This window comes from Cognatundibacterium curvum, assembly GCF_014284235.1.
GTDB lineage: Bacteria > Pseudomonadota > Gammaproteobacteria > Burkholderiales > Burkholderiaceae_D > Undibacterium > Undibacterium curvum.
This window is the reverse complement of sequence record NZ_JACOGD010000004.1, coordinates 366149-386367: the sequence shown is the minus strand read 5'-3', so window position 1 is coordinate 386367 and position 20219 is coordinate 366149. Positions and strand designations below refer to the sequence as shown.

Genomic DNA, 20219 nt, shown 5'->3' with positions numbered 1-20219 from the left:
ACGGCTTGCCTGTTCTGCGTGGGCAGGTTGTTGTTGGTGAGTATGTTTATCTTGCGGTAGTGCGCCATTACAGGGACTTGCAGACCGGCGCAAAACGCGGGCTCAACTTTTCGTCAGAGCATGCGCTTCACATCATCGATTTCATCGAGCGCTTTTTCGTGCACATAAAAGGTCCGTTAGCAGGGCAGCCGATTCTGCTGGATCCGTGGCAGAAGTTCTGGACTGCTGTGCTGTACGGTTGGCGTAGAGCTGATGGCTATCGCCGATTCACGCGGGCATACGAAGAGGTGGCGCGGAAAAATGGGAAGTCGACCTGGAAGGGGCCGCAGGGGATGTACTTGCTGGCTATGGATGGTGAGATCGGTGCCGAGGTGTATGCGGTCGCGACGACCAGGGAGCAGGCCAAAACGGTTTTTAAACCAGCCTTCGACAACGTTGCAAAGTGGTGTCGAAAGTCGCCGCGTATCGCAAAGTCGTTCAAAGTCTTTTCTGGCCTGAATCAGGAAAAGATTGTCTATGACACATCCGTGTTTGCGCCATTGCCAGCGATGGAAGAGAACCTGGACGGCTTGAATCCATACGCGATCTTGTTTGATGAGTTGCATGCGCAGAAGTCTCGCGGGGTTTGGGATGTAATGGAGTCTGCGCTGGGTGCGCGAAAGGCTCCGCTGCTATCGGCGATTACAACATCCGGATTCATCCTGGATGGCATCTGCGTGGAGATTCGCGATTACTGCCTGGCTGTATTGCGCGGTGATGCGGAAGATGATTCGTTTTTTGGTTATGTCTACACGTTGGACCGTGGAGATGATCCATTCGATGAGCGCGTCTGGTGTAAGGCTAATCCTGGGCTCGGTATGTCAAAGCAAATTGACTACATGCGTACTCAGGCGTTGAAGGCCAAGCGCACGCCCGGTGCGCGAGTCAACTTTATGACCAAGGATCTCAATATCTGGTGTAACAGCGCGGATGGTTATTACGACCTGGATGTGTGGGATTCGTGCGGTAAAAAATTTGATCCGGAGATATTGCGAGGGCGGCGCTGTTATGGTGGTCTGGACTTAGCGTCTACGCGAGACTTGACGGCCTATTCGTTAGTGTTTCCGTCAGATGAGCCGGATGAGCCCTGGTATGTGCTGGTTTGGTTCTTTTGCCCGCAATCAAAAATTGACAACGAGGCACATAACGATAAAGCGCCGTATGCGGCCTGGCAGGATGCTGGGTGGTTGACTGCTACGGATGGCAATGTCACGGATTACGCTGTCGTCAAGCGAGTGATCCTCGAATCCCTGCGCGACTACGATGTTCAAAAAATCGGCTATGACCGCTGGAATGCGCTGCAGCTGGTGAATGAGCTGATGGATTTGGGTGCTCCGATGTTCGAAATTCCGCAGAACACTGGAGGTATGTATCCCGGCACAAAAGCACTGGATGAGCTGATTTACAGCGGGCGATTGCAGCATAGTGGTAATCCAGTATTGCGCTGGAATGCAGTGAATGTATCCATGCTCTACGACACAAACGGCAACTACAGGCCGGATAAGAAACGATCTCAACAAAATGGACGAATAGACGGTGTGGTCGCGACAGTCATGGCCTGTGCGTTAGCGTCTGAGCCGGTTGCTGAGTTTAACGCGGTATGGAAAACGGAGGGGTAATGAAATGGCTTAACAGTGTCAAAAGTGCGCTCGGATTTGCTCCGAAAAATGAAACACAGATTCCGTGGAATAGTGCGCAGTCACTTGAATTCCTTTCTGGAATGCCAGCATCTGCTGGTGTGTATGTGACGCCGGAGAATGCGCAGCGCTTGGCGACGGTCTATGCATGCTGCGATAAAGTGGCGGGCGCAATATCGACATTGCCGCTCGGGTTGTATAAGCGAACTAAGACGGTGCGGGACGAAGTGCATGATCATCCAGTGCATGCGCTATTGAATGAGCGTCCCTCTGCTGCGTGGACGGCGGCAGATGCAAAGTTTAAGGCGATGCTCTACGTCATGCTGCGCGGTGACGGTTACATGCTTATTAAACGCAATCGCATGGGCGAGGTGAAAGAGCTGATCCAGGTGCCATGGGAGGTTTGTAATCCGATTAAGCAGGAGCCTACTCTCGAAAGTCGTATTGTGTATGCCGTATCAGATGGTCTTTCAATGAAAGGCTGGGATATGGATGATGTATTACATTTTGCTGGCTATGGGTTCAACGGATTGTCAAGCATGTCTGTCATTAGTTGGGGCGCAAAAAACGCGATTGGTAACGCGCTGGCGATGGATGAGTACTCTGGTCGATACTTTGCGGATGGGGCGCATGCGTCGCTCGTGCTGAAGCAAGATTCTGGCGGTATGGACCAGAAGAAAATCGACTTTCTTCGCGCTCAGATTCGGGAGTTATTCGGGGGGCTACGTAACGCGCATAAGCATCCGTTGATTTTGCCGCCTGGGATAAGTTCTGAAAATGTGTCAATCACGGCTTCAGATGCGCAGCTGCTGGAAGCGCGGAAATTTCAGGTAATCGACATTTGCCGGGCCTTCGGTGTACCGCCACATATGATCGGTGAAACATCGGCAAGTACTAGCTGGGGTAGTGGTATCGAATCGATTAACCGTGGATTTCTGACATACACATTAAATCCGCGCCTGGTGAAGATCGAGGAAGAGATTAATCACAAGCTCATGCGCGGTACCGGAATGTTTTTTGAATTTGACCGATCGTCGATGTTGGAAGGTGACGCGAAAACACAAGGCGAGTTTTTCCGTGGTGCGCTGGGTGGTCCCGGCTCTGGACCCGGCTGGATGACAACAAACGAAGTACGTGGGCGCAGAAATCTGGCTCCGGTACCGGGTGGTGATGTGCTGTTCGATCCGAATGCAGGTAAGACAACAGGGGGTAAGAGTGAAAAAGATTAATTTTGCAAATTTGCTGCGTAATGAACAGACAAAGCCGCGTAATGCGTTAAAGCTAAAAAATGGTCCTGTAGGGCCGGTGCTGTATATCTATGATGTGATTGATTCCTGGTATGGCATCAGTGCTGAGAGCGTCGCCAGTTTATTGGCTGATTTAAAGGGGGAGGCGCTGACAGTGCGTTTCAATTCGCCTGGTGGTGATGCGTTTGAGGGGCGTGCAATCGCGTCATTGCTGAAGTCATATGAAGGTGAGGTCATAGGTATTGTTGATAGTATTGCTGCCAGTGCTGCGACAACCATTCTTTACGCGTGCGATAAGATACAGATGGCGTCAGGTGCATATCTGATGATTCACAATGCGTGGACATACGCTGCGGGTGATAAGAATGATTTGGCGGAAACAGTCAAGTTGCTGGACAGGATGGATAACACCATTGCAGCTGATTATGCCGCTAAGTCGGGTAAATCAATCGACGATGTAAAAGCATGGATGAATGCCGAAACATGGTTCTCTGCAGAGGAGGCGATTGCGGCAGGTATGGCAGATGGATTGACTGATGGCGATGATGAAGAGTCAGACGATGATCCGGATGATGTTCAAAACGGTTTTGTGCTGGATGTCTATAACAATGTACCAGCAAAACTGAAAAACAAAGCAGAAGATAAGGCGCTCGGCGAAGCTACTAAGCGTCATTTTGAAAACAGCCAGCGACGTATGAAAGTGCTGGGTATTCACTGACATTCAGTCAGTCCAAAAGCAAGCCACTCATTTGGGTGGCTTTTTTATTTTCCGAAAAAAGGGAGTGCTTATGTCAATTCAAGAACTGCGTAACGAACGTGCCGAGCTGGCGCGTCAGGCTAATAAATTGCTCGCTGATCAGGGCGAGAAAAAGTGGACAAACGAATCGCAGCAAAAATTCGACAATATCGCGGCAGACATCGAAGCGATTGATCGCAAAATTTCGTCGATCGAAAAACTGAATAATCTGACTGCTGAAAATTCGTTTAAAGATGCCGTGCCTGCGCTGAACACAGATGATAAAAAGTCTGTGCAAAACAAAGCAGTTGAAATTTACTTGCGCAAGGCGGAGAAGCATTGGACGCCCGACGAGCAGGCGATTGTGCAGAACACGATGACAACAACGACTGGTTCTCAGGGTGGTTTTACTGTTCCTGCGCAGATTTCATCAACCGTTATTGAGCTTCTGAAAGACTTTAATGGCATTCGCCGTGTAGCGGACAGTATTCGCACGGCGAATGGCCAGCCGCTTTCATATCCTGGTACTGACGGCACGGTGGAGATCGGTGAGATTGTTGATCAGAATTCGCAAGTCAGTGGACAAGATGCGTCATTCTTTTCGGTGCCGTTGAATGTATTTAAGTTCAGCTCAAAAGTGATCGTTGTCCCGATTGAGCTTGTACAGGATACAACAGTTGATCTGCTTGGTTTGCTGAATCGTCGTATTCGTACCCGTATCGGTCGTATCCAAAATCTGAAGTTCACCAATGGTGCTGGCGGTACTGAGCCGGACGGATTGCTGGCAAAGGCGGTAGTGCGTCGTATTGGTCAGACGGGCTCAACGACCACATACACCTATGACGACTTGGTTGAGTTGATTGAATCAATGGATATTGCTTATGCGGAGCAGGGTGATCTCAGCTGGATGATGTCGCAGGCAGGTCGCAAAGTCGTTCGTAAGATGAAGGATGGTAACGGTCGTCCAATCTGGACGCCTTCTTATGACAAAGGTATCTCGGTTGAAGGTGCTGATGAGCTGATGGGCTTTAAGTTGAACATCAACAATGACTACGCTGCGCCTGCTGCGAGCGCTAAGTCAATGACATTCGGTGTGCATAAAAACTACATGATTCGTGATGCAATGGACGTCACATTTATGCGTTTTGATGATTCTAACTATGCGCGTCTGGGTCAGGTTGGTTTTATGGCGTTCTGCCGTTCCGGTGGCAATTTGCTGGACATTAACTCTGTGTCTGCTTACCAGCATTCCGCAACTTAACCATGATTGCCCGGCATGGTTCGGGCGAAGGAGAAAAGCATGAAAGTAAAAAAAGGTATGGTTGCAGCGCTGGCGTTGTCTGCGCTGCCTTATGAAAATGCCGGTTGCGGTTGTATTGTAGTTGGTCCTGAGTCGGTGATTGTGAATCTAGCAAAAGCGGGTTTGGTTGACATGGCGGGTGCCGCAATTGAGTCGGCTGCAGGTCGTTGTGAAGAGCCGGTAATCATTGGTATTGATGCAGAAGAATTTGCTGCATTGATGGCTCAGCCGGATCTGATTACCGAGCCTGATGCGGCGCAGAAATCCACTGATCCGCAGCATCAGGAAGGTGCGTAAAAATGGGTCTGCGCGTTGTTGTCGAGCCGGTCGGTGAGCCGGTCAGTCTGGATCTTGCAAAGAATCATTTGCGCATTGATCCGGACATCACTGACGATGATGCGCTGATCCGGCTGCTGATCAGCGCAGCACGGCGCTATGCGGAGGATTACACAAGCCGCTCATTTTTCACGCAAAAGTTGCAGCAGGTGCTGGATCTGTTTCCGGGTGCGCCGGACTATGTTGTTCCTGGTCAGCTGTTGCCGCTTTCCCTTCGTGGTTATGCGTCCAGTCCAGTGATCTTGTTGCGGCGTGGTCCAGTGCAGTCGGTGGAGGCGGTTGAGTACCGCACTGCGGCGGGGTGGCTGACGTTATCGCCTGATCAGTATGTACTGGATACTTCAAGCGTTATTGCGCGACTTGCGCCTGCAGCTGGCTGTTCATGGCCTTTCGTGCTCAATCAGATCGGGTCCGTTCGCATTAGTTATACGGCTGGGTATGGGGCTATCGAGGCGAGCGTTCCGGAGGGTATCCGTCACTGGATAATGTTGCGATTGACGACGTTGTATCAGAACCGTGAAGAGGTCGCCATCATGTCGCGTGGCAAGGTTGATCCGTTGCCCTATGTTGATTCGTTGCTCGATTTCGTGAAGGAGCCAGTCATATGATTCGTGTTGGCGAGTTGACAAAGCGGGTGCAGGTGCAGACTAAGGTGGCGGTGACTGGTGCGCGGGGTGAGCAGGTTCAGCAGTGGCAGGTTCTGTTTCCGGCATGGGCCAGGGTTCAGCCTTTGTCCGCTGGCCAGAAAATAGCAGCTGCAGCTGAGCACCCAACGGCATCGCACAAGGTGGTGATTCGATATCGTTCTAGCCTGGCTGATATTCACGTTTTATCGAATATGCGTCTCATGCTAGGCAAGCGGGTGCTCTCTGTCCTGGGTGGCATTGATATCGATGAGAAGCGGCAGTGGTATGAATTCACCGTTGAGGAGGGTTTGAATAATGGCTGATATAACCGGCCTCGATGCGTTGCAGCTTACGCTGACGAAAATGGCGCAGGGGGTGCAATCTGAATTGCCCAGCATAGTTTCACGCGCTGCGGATGAGGTTGTGGCAGAAATTGAGCCGCGTATGCCGGAGCGCACCGGTGCGTTAAAGGCGGCGCTTGAGCACGATGAGGTGGCTGGCAGACGTTCTGCAACGTCAGTAGTGCAGGTCGATTCATCTGCGCAGGGCGGCGGTATTCACTATGCCATCTTTAAAGAGTTTGGAACGGCACTGCAGCCTGCGGAGCCGTTTTTCCGTCCTGGTGTCGATGCTGCAGCGGTAAAGGTTAAGCAGGTGATCGCTGACGGTGTTGTGAATGCAATGGTGGCACATGGCGGCGAATGATCTGTTTTACACAGTGCTACGCGCTGCATTTGATGTATCGGTAGAAATCAGGCCGCTGAAAGCAGAAGCGACAGATGGCCCTGAGTACATCGTATATCGCCAGGTCTCAGGTGTTCCGGCAAACGTCTTAAACGGCATGCCATCAATCAGCCGGTATGTTTGGCAGGTTGATGCCTATGCACAGTCTCCAGCGCGGGCTGAGCAGTTGGGTGCGGCGGCAAAGGTGGGGCTGACGGGTTCGCAGCAGTTGTCTGCTGTGTTGCTATCGGAAGGCGATGGCTATGATTTTGACGTCAAGCTGTATCGATGGCGCCAGGATTTTGCAGCCTGGCTGTGAAGTGAAGTAAATTTTTTTAACTGGCCCGCAATTGCGGGCTTTTCTTTTATATAGGAGTGCATCTATGTCAAATGCAATTCGCAGTCAGAACACGCGTATTCAGCGTGGTACGGCACAAGCAAGTGCGCCCGGCAAGACAATCACAACGATTGCTAATGCTGCCGGTGCGCCGAACATCCTGCAAGTGACGACACAAACGGCTCATGGTCTGTCGTCCGGCGATCTGGCTACACATATCGGTATCGCGCCTGCTGCTTATAACGGGACTTATCCAGTGCAGGTAATTTCGGCGACATCATATCAATTGATGTTACCGGGTCCTGGCATCGGTAATGCGACGGCTGTAGGCACATATACTGCCGTTTCGTTCACCTATGCTGATGTTGATGAGCCGACTGACGTTAAGTTTGGCGGTATCTCTGTGTCTCAGCTCGATGTCTCGCACCTGCAGTCCACTGCAAAGGAATTCATTCCTGGTCTGGTTGATAATGGATCGGTCGATTTCACCTGCAATTTTACAAATTCAGCGATGCAGAATCAGCTGCTGGCTGATCAGTACCAGGCAACAGTAACTAACTGGCGCGTGATCCTGGGTGGCATTGTGCAGCGTACGTTTGCAGGTTTTGTGTTCAAGTTTGACGGTCCAACTGCAAAGACGGACAGCAAAATGGATGTGCAGGCATCGCTCAAGATTTCCGGCGCTATCGTTTCGGGTTAATCACCTGGCTGGCTCGTAGTTTGTCATTGATTGGAGTGCATACGTATGCACTCCTTTTTTTATTCTCATTTTGAAAGTTATTGTCATGGATACAGTTACAAATCAGGTAGATGTGGTCGTTGAGCAGATCGAGGCTATGCAGGTGAAGTTATTTGATATGGCCGCATTGTTTGGGGCTTTAAAGGCAAAATCAAAGTTGGTGCATATCGAAGGTTTCGGCAATTTGCTGGTGCGTGGTGTGTCTCAACAACGCAATGAAGAGTTACAGGAGCGGGCAAAGAAAAAAAATATCCCATCCTGGAAGTTGGTACTGGTAGAGAGCATCTTCACTCCGGATGGCTCACAACGCGTGTTTTCTGAGTCGGATATTGCAGCGCTCGGTGAGTGTGGTGAGGCTGCGATTCAAATGCTCCTGGATCCAGTGCTGATTCTGAATAACTGGAAAAAGGATCCTGACGCAAAAAACTCGCAGACAACCCAGAAAGACGATTCAAGTTCCGCCTAGCATTGGCTCTGGGTAAAACGGTCGGTGAGATTGAGCAGATGCCTCAGGCGGAGTTTGTCGAGTGGATGGAGTTTTACGATATTGAGCCGTTTGGACTGCCAGTTGCGGATGTGTTTCACGCACACGGGCTGGCTGTACATCTCAATATGCAGCGTGATCAAAAGTCACGGCCAGAGCCATTCGCCATCGAGGATTTCCGTTTGTTCGCAGAACGTCGGCAGCCTAAGCAAGAGGCACTGGTTGACGGTCTGACTGCAGAGCAGTGGCGTCTGAAATTTGCTATGGATCGTTTTGAATATCAGCAAAAGCAAGCAAAAGCGCAGGATTGACCTGCGCTTTTTTTATTGGGAGGTCGTATGGGTTTAGGGAATCTCTCGGTCAAAGTAACGGCTGATATCGGCCAGTTTCAGACGGGTCTGCAAGTCGTTAGTAAGACTGCTCAGGAACAGATGGGCGTCGCTGGTGGCGCGGTGGCTGAATATGAGCGCGCCATGTCGCGGGCGGGTGAGAACACTGCCGCCAGTGCGCAGCAAATAGAAAGCAGCATGAAGGCTGCGAATGACGCGATCATTCAGGGATCTGAAAAAGCAGTCGAGTCTATTGGCCAGATTGCGGAAGTGGCTAAGACGGCAGATATGCGCCCGCTAGGTGAGCGAATTGCTGAGGCGATTGGTACCGGCGTTGGTGTTGGCATCGTAGCCGCAGAGAAGGGTTGGAATGCATTTGTCGAATACTCAAAGGCTAAGGCCGTTGTAGTTGGAATTGCGATCTCTGCAGCGTTTGCTGCTGTGGGGTTGGGTGCAGTGTATGCGGGCTACAAAGTATTAAGTGGTTCGATGGATTTTATTACCGGTCTGCTGACTGGTGACAGCTATAAGAATGAAAACATTGATGCCTTGCTCAAGGCAAATGAGCAGGTCAAAGAGATTCAAAAGTCGTTGGGCATTACCGCAGACCAGGCGGCAATCACCAATGAAGCATTGAAGGGCTTAGGGGTTGATAAGGGCGATTATGTCGCTGTTTTTACCCAGGCACGCGATGCGATGACGGGGAATAAGGAAGTCCTGGAGCAATTGGGCATCAAGTATGGCTCAACGTCAGAACTGATTCAGTCTGCGAATCAAAAGCTTGGTGAATATACCGAAGGCTGGGAACGTAATCAGGTCGCGCAGCTGATCGGCATTGGTTCGGCTTCGCAGGTGGCGGATGCTGCGAAGTTGACGGCGACAGAGTTGGCTAACGCGCATGAGCGTCTGTCAGATTACAACCTGGGCATGAGTACAGAAAGTCAGGCGGCTGCTGCAGCGTACACTGATACGACCAGGGAATTTCAGAACAACCTGGCGCTGACGCAGCAAGGATTTAAAGTCGCGATCGCTGACAACATCATGCCGATGTTGACGGATCTGGCGGACTTTTTTAAGGATGGTTTCCCTGGCGCTGTAAATGCGTTTCGCTATTCGATGGCGACGATCACATCGCTGGTTTATGGGCTAAAGATCGTAATTTACAGCGTGCTGGAATTCATTGTTGGGTCGCTCTCTGCGGCGGGGTCGATGCTGGCGGGGATTGCATTCAGTGCGACATCGATCATGCGTGGCGATCTGACTTCGGCGAAAGATGAATTGATTCGCGGCTGGGAAGGCGCAAAGGACCGCCTTGGTCAGATCTATACAGGTATATCTAACCAGGCGCAGCAAAGTGCATCGGCAATGCGGCTGGCGTGGGCATTTGACGAGCGGTTGGTGCCAAGTGGTGTCGAGGGTAAATCGTCAAAAGGCACGGTTGAGCAGATCAAGCTGACGAAAGAGCAGAACGCAACCTATAAAGAGTTGATGCAGTCGGTTGGATTGCGTTTGGAGCAGCAGGACCAGGAGCTGAAGGGTGGTGAAAAACTCGGTGAAATGCAGCGCAAGCTGATCGAGCTGCGGCGCGGCCTGGACAATGGCACTGTTAAGCTCGATACAGATCAGCAAAAAGAAGTGCTGGCCGCGATGCAAAAGGCGGCAGAGCAAGAAAAGCGCATCAGGCAAATGGAGCATAAGCCAGCTGCTAATGATGGCGCGTATGACAGCCTGGTGCGCGGTATGGCTGAGCGCATATCCACGTTTAAGGCGGAAGCCGAAGCGATGGATGGTGTGACTGAAGGTCAAAAGGCGGCATTGCGGATCCTGACAAATTTGCGCGATGGTGTCCTGGATCTGACGCTGGCTCAGCGTAAACGCGTTGGCTCACTGATGGAGGAAATGCTGACACAGGAGCAGGTTGCTCTGGCGCATAAAGAGGCAATCAAAAATGCTGAGGCGCTGCAAAAAGCGGATGAGCAGTCTATGCAGGCTCTGCAGACGCAGATTGACCAAGAGCGTGTGCGCAATCAAGAGATTGGTCTGACTAAGGCGCAGATCGAGGCGGTCGCAGCGTCCAGACTGATCGATGCTGCAGCGACCGATGAACAGACTGCAGCAAAGCTGCGGGAGGTGGCAGCCAGTGGCGCAGCTGGTGAGTTCACTGACGCGTATGTGCAGCACGCTAACCAGTTATTGCGAATGGCTGCGGCAAAGCGCGAGCTGGCCAGTATCAAAATCGACTCCAGTGATCGCGAGTCGATTGTCGCCCAGGGTGAGGCTGCAAAGAAAGCGGCTGAAGAGTTGGACCGTATGCTGGATCCTGCCCGGGGTCGTGATTTTGGTTTGGCGATTAAAGGGTCGGTCGGTGAGGCCATCAGCGCTGTGGTGAAGCTCGATGCGGCATTCCGCCAGTACGGGTCGAACCAGGCCATGCTGGCAAAACAGATCGAGCTGGCCTACAAAGAGTCGAACGGCAATCAGGAGACGTTGAATAGTCGGCTGAATCAGATCAATCGCAAGGCCACGGAATCCCAGCTGTCCAACTATGCAGCCATGACGGGTGCGGCAAAAGGGTTCTTTAACGAGCAAAGCCGGGGCTATAAAGCGCTGCAGGCTGCTGAGCAGGTTTTCCAGATGGCTCAGCTGGCAATGACGCTGGCAACGACAGTTGCAAAAATTGCGGGGATTGAGAGTGTTACTGCAGCGACGGCGGCAGGGGCTGCAGCACAAACTGCAGCAGTTGAGGGCGGCGTGGCTGTTCAGCTGGCAGCTGACCAGGTGAAGGGCGCGAGCGCGGCATCAGTAGCGGTTGCAACGCAGGCTGCAGGCGATCCCTATACCGCGTGGGCGCGTATGGCTGCAATGGCCGCTGCGATGGCTGCGCTGGGCTTTGCGACTGGCGTGTTTGGTGGGGATGATGGCGGTAGTTCAACGCTGGCTGCAGATCGCCAAAAAATGCAGGGTACGGGCACGGTGTTCGGCGATGCGATGGCGAAATCTGAATCCATCTCGAAATCGATTGAGTTGCTGAAGTCAAACTCTGATCTGATGCTGCCAGTGAACCAGGCAATGCTGGTCTCTCTGCGGGCGATCCAGTCGAATATCTCCGGTCTCACGAATTTGATTGTTCGTGCTGGCGGTGTCGCCAATGGCGGCAATTTTGGGATACAGGAGGGGGTGATATCGAGCGGTAACTCTCTGGGGAATCTGCTGACTAAGATCCCGGTCATCGGTGGCCTGCTGGGCGGCATTGTCAATCTGTGGGGTAAGACGACACAGACAATTACTGATTCCGGCATTCAGTTCAGCGGGTTCGTTCGTGATCTGCAACGTGGTGTGGGTTATTTGCAGTATGCAAATGTCCAGACAACGGAGTCTAGCTGGTTCGGTCTCAAAAAAGACACGACGAATTCCGTGATGACGCAAGGGCTGTCGTCTGAGTTGACTACGCAGTTCGGCTTGATTTTCACCAATCTCGAAAAGACGCTCAAGGCGTCTGCGATCAAGCTAGGATCCAGTTCTGCAGATGTTGAAAAAGTGCTTGGCAGTCTGCGAATCGATACGACTACTGTGTCACTCAAGGGGCTGCAGGGCCAGGCATTGCAGGATGCGATCAGTAGCATCATCAGCAAAGCGATGGATCAAATGTCCTCGGCAGCATTCCCGGGCTTGGATGCGTTTAGGCAGGTCGGTGAGGGTTATACCCAGACCGTCATGCGGATTGCGTCGGGTGTTGAGGTGGCGGCATCTGTCCTGGATAAGTTGGGTGTTGCTGCAGTGAGCTATACCCAGATCATCGATAAGCAGGGCGATGTTGGTGGTGAGATCGTGCGCCAGTCTATCCTGGCAAAAGAGGGATTGTCCGGGGTTGGCACGATATTAGAGGGTATGACCGGCACTGCGCAGGATCTGGCAGCCGCATACAAAGAAATGACGGATATCCGCAAGCAAATGGCGGGTGTTGGTCTGAACGGTGCAAATCTGGGCGGTGCGCTGATCAATGGTGCGGGATCGACCAAGGATCTGAGTAGTGCGCTGTCGACGTATCAGGATAAGTATTTTTCTGATGCTGAGAAGGCTGCATCTGCTACGCAGAGTGTTGCTGCTGAATTTGCACGTCTGGGTATCGCAATGCCACGGACTAAGGATGAGTTCAGAAAACTGATCCAGCAGACCGGCACTGGCACTGATGCTGCTGCGAAATTGACGGGGCAGTTGTTGGTCTTGTCCGGATCGTTTTCCGACATGGTTGATGCTGTCGATAAAGCGAATGCGGCACAAAAGCAGTCTGTGCAGGAAACGCTGGATAGTTACGCATCGTTTGCATCGAGCATGGGGCGATTCCGCGAGTCGTTGCTGTTGTCGAATAGCTCCACTCTGACGCCGCAGCAAAAGTATGAGCAGGCTAAATCTCAGTATGAGAAGACGCTTGCCTTGGCTAAGTCTGGTGACAAGGATGCGCAGCAGCGTATCCAGCAGGCTGCCAACGACTTCCTAGAAGCGTCAAGGGTGGTCAATTCCAGCAGCGATGCGTATTCCCGCGATTTCAACAGCGTGATGAACCAGTCGGCTGAAATTGAGAAATGGGCGCAGCAGCAGGCGGATCTGGCAAGGGCCAGCCTGGATGCAATGAATCAGCAGGTCGTTGCAACAGGTCGGGTTGAACAGGCTGTGCTGGATCTGGGGCGTCGTATCCGCGTGATGGAGGATCCTGTTGTGCGCATTACGGATCCTAAGGGATCACCAAACGTCGATTTTTCGCAATACGGTCGTCCGTCGGATGTTGCTTTGATCGATGAGATTAAGCGTCTCAATGGTCAGGTGGCTCAGTTGCGTGCTGATGCAAATCAAAACGCAAATGACCAGGTAGCTGCGACCTATGACGCGACTGAGCGCAATGCGCAGGCGGTCTCTGCTGCGAATGTAAAAATCCAGAAGGAAGTCGTCTGGCAGCAAAACAATCAAGGGGTATTACGTCGATGAATCAAGCTGATTTTGTGCGTTGGTTGAAATCCCGCGCGCGTCGGGTTGTGCTGATCGAGATAGGTGTCAACTCCGGAGGTCAGGAGTTGACACGTTATTTGTCGACCGGTGCATACAACACGGGGCCAGCCGATGTGCCTGCGAACCAGGTGTATCTGCCTGTGGTTGAGGTCGGTATGAGTTTTCCTGAACAGTTGTCGATCGGCGCATCGTCGTCGGTGTCATCAGGGGATATTGAGATCAATAACACTGGCGGCGTGCGCGATGCCTGGCTGACTGACATTTGGATGAATAGGCCGATTCGTGCCTGGATTGGTGATCCGGATTGGGGGCGTGCTGATTTTCAGTTGATCTTTAGCGGCGTCGTTGCGGATGTTAGTCCAAAGGGTCGGGATGTTCTGGCGCTGAAATTGCGGGATCGGATGCAGCTGTTAAACATGCCGCTTTCTGAGGCGGTGATTGGTGGGGCGGGTGCAAACGCCGGTGCGCTGTTGCCAGTCTGTTTTGGTGAGTGTCACAACGTCACGCCGGTGCTGACGGATCCGGCCACGTTGGAGTATGCAGTGCATACGTCTGCAATCGAGCAAATCATTGAGGTACGTGACAATGGGCTGCCAGTTAGTTTTGCGCCCATTCTGAGTGCTGGCCGGTTCCGTCTTAATCAGGCAGCTATCGGACAGATTACCTGCAGCGTCCAGGGTGACAATTCTGGGGGGTACGTCAATTCTCTGGCGGGGATCGTGCGGCGAATCTTAACGTCATTTGGTCCGCAATCGACCAGGCTACAGGCGTCCGACATCGATGCGCCTAACTTCTTAGCGTTCGACCAGGCGCACGCTCAGCCTATGGGTATCTATCTGACTGAGCGCACCAATTGCATCGCAGCCGTGCAGCAGCTGGCTGGGAGTGTTGGTGCGCAGCTGGTGGCATCGGCGCAAGGTGTGTTTCAGCTGTATCAGATCAGCTTACCGTCGCCTGGCGGGTTTCAGATCCTTGACCGGCACATCGAGGAGCGGTCCTTGGTGCCTAAGACCAGGACTGATGTAGTCGCGGGTATCAAGCTGGGCTACTGCCGAAACTACACAGTGCAAAACCAGCTGCAGACAGCCTTGCCGCCGGAGCACAAAGCGCTGTACGCGCAGGACTACCTAGTTGCATCTGTATCGGATGAGACGACCAGAGCGCTGTATCGATTGGATGCAACGGTAGCGCAACAAAATACCTGCTTGCTGCGTAAAAGTGATGCTGACATTGAGGCAGCACGGCAGTTGGCGATGTGGAAGGTCCCTCGCGCTGTGTATGAGGCGCAGGGCGTACCGGAGCTGATGCAATTGTCGGTAGGGCAGCCGGTGACGGTGATGGTTAGCCGGTTCGGATTGTCTGCTGGTGTTGGTGGTGTTGTCGTGATGCGCTCTGTTGCCTGGGATACCGGCAAAGTAAAAATCGGGGTGATTGTATGAGTGTGATTGTGAATGACCGTGATGTGCTCCTGCAGGCGGCAGCTATCAGGAGCGACAATCCTAAGCAGGGAAAAGCGATACTGATGAGTGTCAGTTCATCGGTGTTTAAAGTGACTGCTGGCGTCGCGTCTCCGGCCGCAATTGCGATCAATGTTTCCCTGGTCGGTTTGATTGGTTCTCCGGCGATTACAGTAAATGGGGCATCAAGGCTGATTGGGTCTGCTGGCCTCACGCGCACGTTGGCGTATGCCGATGTGACAGCTGATACTGTTGAGGTCACCGCCACACTGCAGGCAGACGGTCAGACCTATACCGCAAAACAGACCATTGCCCGCGTGACGGATGGCGCACCAGGTCAGCAAGGCGCACAAGGGCCGCAAGGTGCGCAGGGTCCGCAGGGTGTGGCTGGTGCGGGTGGTATCAACGGTGCTGCCGGGTTGTCTAATGCGCAGGTTAATGCATACAAACGTTCTGCGACTATCCCGGCAGATCGGCCAGGTGATGTTGTGTACACGTTTTCTGCTGGGGCAATTACCAGTCCAGCCGGTGATGCATTGGCAAATGGTTGGTCAAAAACAATCTCTGCCGGATCTGATCCGCTGTATGTCTGTGTTGCGAGTGCCAGCAGCGCAGCTGCAACGGATGGTATAGCGTCTGCAGAATGGTCGTCCCCGGTGCTGCTGGTGCAAAACGGTGCGCCAGGTCAGCCGGGTCAGCCCGGACAGAATGGGCAGAACGGCCAAAACGGTATTAGCGTGGCTACGGTCTACATTTACCAGCGTACCGCCAGTGATCAGCCGCCCGCCAGACCAACAGCACAGACTGTCTATACATTTAATCCGCCATCGTTGGCGGGCTTGAATGGTGGATGGTCAACGGCGGTACCGGCAGCAGGTGGTGCCTATTTGTATGTGTCAACGTCGACAGCCGCCAGCAACACCGCAACTGATGCGATTGAGCCGGGTGAGTGGGCGGTACCGCAGCTGCTCGTCAAGGATGGGCAGCCTGGCCAAGCGGGGCCAGCTGGCGTATCGATGGGGACTGCTCGAGCTTATCAGTGGTCGATCAATGGTGCGCCTGCAATCGCGGGGGCTGCGACATTTACCTGGACAACCGGCGCTTATAACAACGTGCCGCAGGGCTGGAGTGCCACAAAGCCGCCGCCTCCTACGCGTGGCGCGACTTTGTACGAGGCAGCTGTCAACCTGGTGAATCCTAATGCTGCAGCAACGTCGTTGATCGATTGGAGCACTGCATCGATATCCGCAATTGGTTATGTGGGGTTGGATGGTCAACCCGGCCAGCCTGGTCAAAACGGACAAAACGGGCAGAACGGCCAAAACGGTGCGCAGGGTGCGTCTGCAGTCATTGCATATTGCCTGATTGATGGTTACAGCCTCAATCCGTCACCCGCGTTCGCGTCTGTGAGCGGCTATAGCTTGCCTGCTACCGGCACATGGGGTGAGTCGCGTGCGTGGCAGTGGAGTACACCTGTTCCTGCGGCTGGGCAATCTGTATTTCAGGTCAACGGCATTTTTAACCCGGTCACCGGCAACACAGTTTGGTCTGCGCCATATCAGTCGACGGCTAAGTTCGGGAGTCTGTCAGCGCAATCTACAAATACCGGTGATTTAACTGTGACGGGGACGATTCGATCTGCAAATGGGAATTTCCAGGTTGATGCACTGGGTAACTTGCAGCTTCGTAGTGCTGAGGTAGGCGAGCGTTTTGAGCTTAAATCAAATGGGCTCTATGGTTACGACAAAAACGGGCAAATCAGAACATTTATAGGTGTGCGGCCATGACCGATTTTGTTTTTAGGACTTGGGATGCGGGTGGTGTACTCACTTTTGATACTGGTGACCGGTTGGGTCGTGTGTTGGGGAAAATAGAGATCGATGGTGCGGCTGGTAATGGTGGTGTCGATAAGCCAGAGTTGGCAAATGGCACTCCGTTTGCGATGTTTTATTCAGATGGATCTGGCTCACAAATGGTGATGTGCTTCGTTGAAATTGTAGGTACGCGGATAAATTGGACATTCAGGGGGAACTATGCGAATCAAGGTGCAAATCCTAGCGGGTTTATTAATTACGGCATTTTTTAGTGGGTGTGGCGGAGGTTCTGGTGGCGGTTCTTCTCCTGGTGTTGATGTGGTTGATTCCTTAGCTTTTGAGAGAGTTTCAAATATGTCATTTGGGTTTCAGATAATTGGTGATCATGGAATCACTCAAATTGATGATAAGTTTTTCAATCTGTCACTTAAGCAAAAAGGGCAGATTTACATGGCGCAGCAAACTGCGGACATGCAGTTTGCGACGTTAACCGTTAATGCGCAAAACCCAGTGCTGTGTATACGTCCAACATTAACTTCGATTGCACTGATTAAGGTGCAGCGAGCTGGTGACCAGTACACGTACACATTTGGCGGCTTTGATCCGAATCCGGAAACATTTTGGTGGTACTTGTTTGACCAGGTGCCCGTGGTGCAGCAATGGGGGAATGCGATGGCCTGGAATGAGCAAGGGCAGCCCACGTTTAATAGCGACTATCCAGTCATGAAGGTTCGTGGTATCGCGCCATTGCCAGCTGCTGATTTAACTGCGCAAAATGGATCTGTTGACGCAGGTGTTGCTGGCCAATATGCAGTCTGTATCACTCAGGGGCGTATTCAGCACATCAGTCGCGCAATTGCGGCGGGCCAATTTCAAGGGGCAATGTACGTCGAGGGGGTGAGGGTTACAAACACTGGCGCTGTATCGTCCCCTGTGTTGAGATCAAGGGATAACGCTGGTATTCGCTTTAGTAGTTTTGGTGGTGGACAGCTGATGCTCGTTGATGTCGCGGGGTTGTAATGCCAGCAAACCTGCGAATCATTTATGACAATGCAGCAGATCGCGCCGCCATATCTGCCGCGTCCAGCGCCGGTGCGATGACGCCGGATCGCCTGCAAAATGACATGAAATCCGATGTGTGGCGGTCTACATCAGCCACGGCCACGCTGACGCTGAGCTGGCCCACAGTAGAGCCGGTTGCTGGTGTGGCGCTCTGCTACAGCAATCTGTCGTCCCAGGCACAGATGCGTGTCACCGCATATGGCTACGCTGGCGACCTGGTGGCGGATACCGGCTGGCAGCTGGCGTGTCCGCCTAAGACAATCGATGAGCTGCGTTGGGGTGTGGAGCCGCTTGCTATGCATGCCTATTTGCCGCGTCAGGCAATCGCGCAGTGCTGGATAGCGCCAGTGCTTGCTTTGCGCCTGGTGATTGAGTTGATGGATCCATCTAGTCAAACCGGATACATCGAGGCAGGGCGCGCAGTTGTCGGCGACTATTGGTCGCCAGAGCGCAGTGCTGATTTGGGCGTCTCGATTGGTATGACGGATACCAGCAAGCATTACCGGACGGGTGGGGGTGATCTGTTGACCGATATGAGTACCCGGCATCGCAAGCAAAACATCTCATTATCAATGATGCGGGCCAGTGACCGGGACCGATTCTGGGATGTCGTTTGGGGTGGTGGTCTGGCGCGGCCATTTTATTTTTCGCTCTACCCTGATTCGCTGGATGTCAGGTTGGAGCAGACACACAGCATGTATTGCAAACTAGCCGTCACACCTGTGATGACGACGCCTTTTTTTAACCGTACAAGTGCAGCGATAGAGCTGGAGGAGATTTGATGGCGGATTTATTTAGACCTGGTGACCGTGATTATGTAACAAAGCTCAATCAGCTGTGGCAGCAGTTTCAGGCGGCGGGTAATCCGGTTAACCCCGTATTCAGTACGTTCGGTGGTAGTTGGGCTATTCCTGATACGCGGCCTGGTAAAAAACTACCCCAGGAGTATAAAAATTACGCGTCAGTGATCGAATTCAATGAGTCGGTGAATTTTGATAATCCGCCTGGCTCGGGTGTTGGATATGCATATGTGATGACCGTAGCTGGCTTTAACTCATCTGGCGCTGGAGGCGGGGGAACTCCCGTGCAGCTGAGTATCGGCGATAGTGTGGCGATGCGGCGGGCGGTATCTGCTACATCGTGGGGGCCGTGGAAGCGCCTTGCAAGTTATGATGATGTGATAGCAATTTTCGGCTCACCATCATCGGTCGGTCAGACTCTGGTTGTTGGTGGTGATGGCATAAGCCGTGGCGCATCTATGTTGGTGCAGACAGGCGGCGGGACAGTAATTGCTATGGGTAATAAATCGGGATTAGTTGGCGGCAATTTTGACAATACTCCGATGATATATGCGCCAAGTATTATCGAGTGCAATACCGGGATGAGATTGGGTAATCAGCTTCAAATTAAGGGTGGTTCTGAGTTGATTCGGTTGACCGATGATTTAGCATACGTTTCATTTTGGAATAGTTCGGCAACCACTCGCATGGGTTACATTCAGGGTGGTGTAAATAGTCGCATTGAAGTGCATGCCGCTGCTAACCATTATTTAATGCTGAGCGCAAACGGTTCGGGTAGAGCGATTATTGATGGTAATGGTAATTTTTATCCAACTACTGATGGTGGACAATACAATGGGATCGCTGCTAATCGTTGGGCTGGCATCTATTCAACGACTGGCGCTATCCAGACATCAGATGCTCGCAAAAAAACAGCAGTCCAGCCATTTGCTGCCGCCATGCGCGCTGCAGCTCGCGAAATGCACGATAGCATTGGTGTTTATCAGTGGTTGGATGCCGTTGCAGAAAAAGGCGAGGATAAAGCTCGCTGGCATATTGGTCTGACTGTTCAGCATGCGATCTCCATCCTCGAAAAGCATGGCATTGATCCTTTTTCTCTCGGGTTTATTTGTCACGATGTGTGGTCGGCTGAATACGAAAAGCGCCAGACCAACATGGGAGAGAAAGTCATTAAGCATCGCGAAGTGCGGCAACAAAAAGTTGCTGTGCATGAGCGTGACCAGGAGGTGATCGAGATCATCGACGATAAGCCGGTGCTGGTTGTCAGGCCGGTCGTTATTAAAGAGCCGATGTTCATTGATGCTCCTGTATCCCGGCCAGATGGCAGTCCGGTGGTAGATGAGTCTGGTCAGCAAATGACTGTCCGTTTGCCGGTAATGGAAACCGTCTCAGAGCCTTATGAGGCAGATGCTGATCCCGTCTATGAGGATGTTTTGATACGTGAGGCTGGTGACGGTTTTTCGTTCCGCTACGACGAATTGACGCTTTTCATTTTGGCCGGGCTGACCGGGTAAGGCGTTAGAAAAGAAAAAAGACAGGGCCGCGAAAG

19 protein-coding genes are annotated in these 20219 nt (G+C 52.5%); all 19 read left to right on the top strand.

Going from position 1 to position 20219, the window contains the following annotated elements; translation table 11 throughout:
- Nucleotides 1-5 precede the first annotated feature (5 nt).
- The 19 genes from H8K43_RS09915 to H8K43_RS09825 all read left to right on the top strand — a co-directional run bounded on the left by H8K43_RS09915 (nucleotide 6) and on the right by H8K43_RS09825 (nucleotide 20184).
- Nucleotides 6-1658 (top strand): terminase large subunit, encoded by a 1653-nt coding sequence (locus H8K43_RS09915; protein ID WP_230403813.1) that lies wholly within the window; start codon nucleotides 6-8, stop codon nucleotides 1656-1658.
- Entirely contained in the window at nucleotides 1658-2905 is a 1248-nt protein-coding gene (locus H8K43_RS09910; RefSeq protein WP_186903668.1) for a phage portal protein, read from the top strand. Before H8K43_RS09915 ends, H8K43_RS09910 begins: the two co-directional genes overlap by 1 nt.
- Nucleotides 2892-3641 carry a head maturation protease, ClpP-related gene (locus tag H8K43_RS09905; protein ID WP_186903667.1) on the top strand — a complete coding sequence of 250 codons (750 nt, stop codon included), beginning with the start codon at nucleotides 2892-2894 and terminating at the stop codon, nucleotides 3639-3641. Before H8K43_RS09910 ends, H8K43_RS09905 begins: the two co-directional genes overlap by 14 nt.
- Before the next feature lie 70 nt (nucleotides 3642-3711).
- Nucleotides 3712-4920 (top strand): phage major capsid protein, encoded by a 1209-nt coding sequence (locus H8K43_RS09900; protein ID WP_186903666.1) that lies wholly within the window; start codon nucleotides 3712-3714, stop codon nucleotides 4918-4920.
- A 39-nt stretch (nucleotides 4921-4959) separates the two neighbouring features.
- A complete protein-coding gene (locus H8K43_RS09895) occupies nucleotides 4960-5256 on the top strand; it encodes a hypothetical protein (protein ID WP_186903665.1) in 297 nt (98 codons plus the stop codon).
- A 2-nt stretch (nucleotides 5257-5258) separates the two neighbouring features.
- Entirely contained in the window at nucleotides 5259-5903 is a 645-nt protein-coding gene (locus H8K43_RS09890) for a head-tail connector protein (protein ID WP_186903664.1), read from the top strand.
- Nucleotides 5900-6244 carry a phage head closure protein gene (locus H8K43_RS09885; RefSeq protein ID WP_186903663.1) on the top strand — a complete coding sequence of 115 codons (345 nt, stop codon included), beginning with the start codon at nucleotides 5900-5902 and terminating at the stop codon, nucleotides 6242-6244. The genes H8K43_RS09890 and H8K43_RS09885 overlap by 4 nt, the downstream gene beginning before the upstream one ends.
- The gene (locus H8K43_RS09880) at nucleotides 6237-6626 is read left to right on the top strand and encodes an HK97-gp10 family putative phage morphogenesis protein (protein ID WP_186903662.1); all 390 of its coding nucleotides are present in this window, start codon (nucleotides 6237-6239) and stop codon (nucleotides 6624-6626) included. The genes H8K43_RS09885 and H8K43_RS09880 overlap by 8 nt, the downstream gene beginning before the upstream one ends.
- The gene (gene gp17, locus H8K43_RS09875) at nucleotides 6598-6963 is read left to right on the top strand and encodes a tail completion protein gp17 (RefSeq protein ID WP_186903661.1); all 366 of its coding nucleotides are present in this window, start codon (nucleotides 6598-6600) and stop codon (nucleotides 6961-6963) included. The genes H8K43_RS09880 and gp17 overlap by 29 nt, the downstream gene beginning before the upstream one ends.
- A 64-nt stretch (nucleotides 6964-7027) precedes the next feature.
- Nucleotides 7028-7681 carry a phage tail protein gene (locus H8K43_RS09870; protein WP_186903660.1) on the top strand — a complete coding sequence of 218 codons (654 nt, stop codon included), beginning with the start codon at nucleotides 7028-7030 and terminating at the stop codon, nucleotides 7679-7681.
- Between the two features lie 70 nt (nucleotides 7682-7751).
- The gene (locus H8K43_RS09865; RefSeq protein ID WP_186903659.1) at nucleotides 7752-8186 is read left to right on the top strand and encodes a hypothetical protein; all 435 of its coding nucleotides are present in this window, start codon (nucleotides 7752-7754) and stop codon (nucleotides 8184-8186) included.
- A 2-nt stretch (nucleotides 8187-8188) separates the two neighbouring features.
- Entirely contained in the window at nucleotides 8189-8515 is a 327-nt protein-coding gene (locus H8K43_RS09860; RefSeq protein WP_186903658.1) for a phage tail assembly protein T, read from the top strand.
- Nucleotides 8516-8542: 27 nt separating this feature from the next.
- Nucleotides 8543-13516, top strand: coding sequence for a coiled-coil domain-containing protein (locus H8K43_RS09855; RefSeq protein WP_186903657.1), 4974 nt, complete (start codon nucleotides 8543-8545; stop codon nucleotides 13514-13516).
- On the top strand, nucleotides 13513-14976 hold the full coding sequence (locus H8K43_RS09850; protein WP_186903656.1) for a hypothetical protein: 1464 nt from the start codon (nucleotides 13513-13515) through the stop codon (nucleotides 14974-14976). Before H8K43_RS09855 ends, H8K43_RS09850 begins: the two co-directional genes overlap by 4 nt.
- Entirely contained in the window at nucleotides 14973-16781 is a 1809-nt protein-coding gene (locus tag H8K43_RS09845) for a hypothetical protein (protein ID WP_186903655.1), read from the top strand. The genes H8K43_RS09850 and H8K43_RS09845 overlap by 4 nt, the downstream gene beginning before the upstream one ends.
- Complete coding sequence (locus H8K43_RS09840; protein ID WP_186903654.1) at nucleotides 16778-17080, top strand: hypothetical protein; 303 nt, start codon at nucleotides 16778-16780, stop codon at nucleotides 17078-17080. Before H8K43_RS09845 ends, H8K43_RS09840 begins: the two co-directional genes overlap by 4 nt.
- Nucleotides 17028-17828 (top strand): hypothetical protein, encoded by an 801-nt coding sequence (locus H8K43_RS09835; protein WP_186903653.1) that lies wholly within the window; start codon nucleotides 17028-17030, stop codon nucleotides 17826-17828. Before H8K43_RS09840 ends, H8K43_RS09835 begins: the two co-directional genes overlap by 53 nt.
- Nucleotides 17828-18652, top strand: coding sequence for a hypothetical protein (locus H8K43_RS09830; RefSeq protein ID WP_186903652.1), 825 nt, complete (start codon nucleotides 17828-17830; stop codon nucleotides 18650-18652). The genes H8K43_RS09835 and H8K43_RS09830 overlap by 1 nt, the downstream gene beginning before the upstream one ends.
- Nucleotides 18652-20184, top strand: coding sequence for a tail fiber domain-containing protein (locus H8K43_RS09825; protein ID WP_186903651.1), 1533 nt, complete (start codon nucleotides 18652-18654; stop codon nucleotides 20182-20184). Before H8K43_RS09830 ends, H8K43_RS09825 begins: the two co-directional genes overlap by 1 nt.
- The last annotated feature ends 35 nt before the right edge of the window (nucleotides 20185-20219 follow it).

Excerpts from the sequence above, each read along its gene's own strand:
- H8K43_RS09910 (WP_186903668.1), top strand. The coding sequence starts at position 1,658 with ATGAAATGGCTTAACAGTGTCAAAAGTGCGCTCGGATTTGCTCCGAAA.
- H8K43_RS09900 (WP_186903666.1), top strand. The coding sequence starts at position 3,712 with ATGTCAATTCAAGAACTGCGTAACGAACGTGCCGAGCTGGCGCGTCAG.
- H8K43_RS09895 (WP_186903665.1), top strand. The coding sequence starts at position 4,960 with ATGAAAGTAAAAAAAGGTATGGTTGCAGCGCTGGCGTTGTCTGCGCTG.
- H8K43_RS09890 (WP_186903664.1), top strand. The coding sequence starts at position 5,259 with ATGGGTCTGCGCGTTGTTGTCGAGCCGGTCGGTGAGCCGGTCAGTCTG.
- H8K43_RS09885 (WP_186903663.1), top strand. The coding sequence starts at position 5,900 with ATGATTCGTGTTGGCGAGTTGACAAAGCGGGTGCAGGTGCAGACTAAG.
- H8K43_RS09880 (WP_186903662.1), top strand. The coding sequence starts at position 6,237 with ATGGCTGATATAACCGGCCTCGATGCGTTGCAGCTTACGCTGACGAAA.
- gp17 (WP_186903661.1), top strand. The coding sequence starts at position 6,598 with ATGCAATGGTGGCACATGGCGGCGAATGATCTGTTTTACACAGTGCTA.
- H8K43_RS09870 (WP_186903660.1), top strand. The coding sequence starts at position 7,028 with ATGTCAAATGCAATTCGCAGTCAGAACACGCGTATTCAGCGTGGTACG.
- H8K43_RS09855 (WP_186903657.1), top strand. The coding sequence starts at position 8,543 with ATGGGTTTAGGGAATCTCTCGGTCAAAGTAACGGCTGATATCGGCCAG.
- H8K43_RS09850 (WP_186903656.1), top strand. The coding sequence starts at position 13,513 with ATGAATCAAGCTGATTTTGTGCGTTGGTTGAAATCCCGCGCGCGTCGG.
- H8K43_RS09845 (WP_186903655.1), top strand. The coding sequence starts at position 14,973 with ATGAGTGTGATTGTGAATGACCGTGATGTGCTCCTGCAGGCGGCAGCT.
- H8K43_RS09840 (WP_186903654.1), top strand. The coding sequence starts at position 16,778 with ATGACCGATTTTGTTTTTAGGACTTGGGATGCGGGTGGTGTACTCACT.
- H8K43_RS09835 (WP_186903653.1), top strand. The coding sequence starts at position 17,028 with ATGCGAATCAAGGTGCAAATCCTAGCGGGTTTATTAATTACGGCATTT.
- H8K43_RS09830 (WP_186903652.1), top strand. The coding sequence starts at position 17,828 with ATGCCAGCAAACCTGCGAATCATTTATGACAATGCAGCAGATCGCGCC.
- H8K43_RS09825 (WP_186903651.1), top strand. The coding sequence starts at position 18,652 with ATGGCGGATTTATTTAGACCTGGTGACCGTGATTATGTAACAAAGCTC.